Annotated in this window: 1 protein-coding gene; it reads left to right on the top strand. The window is 44.3% G+C overall.

Features of this window, described 5'->3' with window-relative positions; all coding sequences use genetic code 11:
• The coding region (gene carB, locus ACKI5B_RS07205) for a carbamoyl-phosphate synthase large subunit (RefSeq protein ID WP_407427264.1) at positions 1–2222 on the top strand (2222 nt) is incomplete at both ends.

Genomic DNA, 2222 nt, shown 5'->3' with positions numbered 1-2222 from the left:
GACATCAAAAAGGTTTTGATTATTGGTTCGGGGCCGATTGTTATTGGTCAGGCATGTGAGTTCGACTATTCGGGAACTCAGGCTTGTAAGGCGTTGCGCGAGCTGGGCTACAAGATTGTGCTGGTAAACTCGAATCCGGCTACTATTATGACTGACCCGGTTATGGCGGACGCTACTTATATTGAGCCGCTGAACGTTGAGCGTCTTTCTCAGATTATTGAAAAGGAACGTCCTGATGCACTTTTGCCAAACCTTGGTGGTCAGACTGGTTTGAACATGGCTATGGAGCTGAACAAGGCCGGCGTTCTGGATAAATACGGTGTAAAAGTTATTGGTGTAAACCTTGATGCTATTGAGCGTGGTGAAGACCGTGAGATTTTCAAGGAGACTATGAAGTCCCTTGGAATCGACACTCCGCGTTCTGGAATCTGCCACACTGTTGAAGGTGCAGAAAAAATCGCTGAAGAAATCGGCTATCCGCTGGTAGTTCGCCCGGCTTACACAATGGGCGGCCAGGGTGGCGGTTTCTGCTACAATGTTGAAGAGCTGCGCACTATTGTTGCTAACGGTCTGGATCTTTCTATGACTCATCAGTGTCTGATTGAAGAGTCTATTCTTGGTTGGGAAGAACTTGAAGTTGAAGTTGTCCGCGACTCAAAGAATCAGATGGTTGCAATCTGTACTATCGAAAATATTGATGCAGTTGGTGTTCACACTGGTGACTCTTTCTGTGCCGCTCCATTTATGACAATCGACAAGGACTTGGAAAAGAAACTCCAGGAAATGGCATTTAAGATTGTTGAAAACATCGGCGTAATTGGTGGTACAAACGTTCAGTTTGCCCACAATCCAAAAACAGGTCGTGTTGTAATCATCGAAATCAACCCTCGTACTTCACGTTCTTCTGCTTTGGCTTCTAAAGCTACAGGTTTCCCAATCGCCCTTGTTTCTGCAAAACTTGCTTCTGGCCTTACACTCGACGAAATTCCTTACTGGCGTGACGGAACTCTTGAAAAATATACTCTTGGCGGAGCTCCAGACGGAGACTACGTTGTTCTTAAGTTTGCCCGCTGGGCTTTTGAAAAGTTCCGCGGTACAAAAGACGAACTTGGTACATCAATGAAGGCCGTTGGTGAAGTTATGGCCATCGGTAAAAACTTCAAAGAAACTTTCCAGAAGGCTATCCGTGGTCTTGAAAACGGCCGCTCAGGTCTTGGTTTTGCAAAAGACTTCAATAAAAAATCAGCTGAAGAATTGTGCGAAATGCTTAAAGTTCAGTCGAGCGAGCGCTACTTCCAGCTTTATGAAGCAATCCGTAAGGGTGTTCCACTTTCAAAGCTTTCTGAAATCACATACGTAAAAGAATTCTTCCTCCAGCAGATGAAAGAACTTGTTGACCTTGAAGAAGAAATGCTCAAGAATCCTGGCCGTGTTCCAGAAGACAAACTTCTTATTCAGGCTAAGAAAGACGGTTTCAGCGACAAATATCTTTCAAAAATCCTTAAGGTTGCAGAAAAAGATATCCGCAAACGCCGCAACGAACTTGGTATTAAAGAAGCATGGCTCCGCGTTCCAGTTTCTGGAGTTGAAAATGCCTGCTACTACTACTCAACATATAATTCAGACAAAGACACTTCTGTTGCAAGCGACAACAAGAAAAAGATTATGATTCTTGGCGGTGGTCCTAACAGAATTGGTCAGGGTATTGAATTTGACTACTGCTGCTGTCATGCCGCAATGCAGCTTAAAGAACTTGGTTATGAAACAATCATCGTAAACTGTAACCCAGAAACTGTTTCTACAGACTACGACACATCAGACAAGCTCTACTTTGAACCAGTTACAACAGAAGATGTTCTTCAGATTTACGAAAAAGAAAAGCCATACGGAGTTATCGTTCAGTTTGGTGGACAGACACCACTTAACATTGCCCGCGAACTTCAGGAAAACGGTGTAAACATCCTTGGTACTTCAATCGACTCAATCGACATTGCCGAAGACCGTGACCTCTTCCGCCACATGATGGAAAAACTGGAAATCCCAATGCCGGAAAGCGGAATGGCAATTGACTTCAACGAGGCTAAGGCTTGTGCTGACAAGATTGGCTACCCAATCATGATTCGTCCTTCATTCGTTCTTGGTGGACGCGGAATGGAAGTAATTTATGATGAAGCAACTTTGAAGGAATACGTTGAAAAGGCTGTTGGTGTAACTCCAGACCG

This window comes from Treponema sp. (assembly GCF_045657965.1).
Lineage (GTDB): Bacteria > Spirochaetota > Spirochaetia > Treponematales > Treponemataceae > Treponema_D.
Note: the sequence above shows the minus strand (reverse complement) of the source record. Positions and strands in the feature narration are given on the sequence as shown.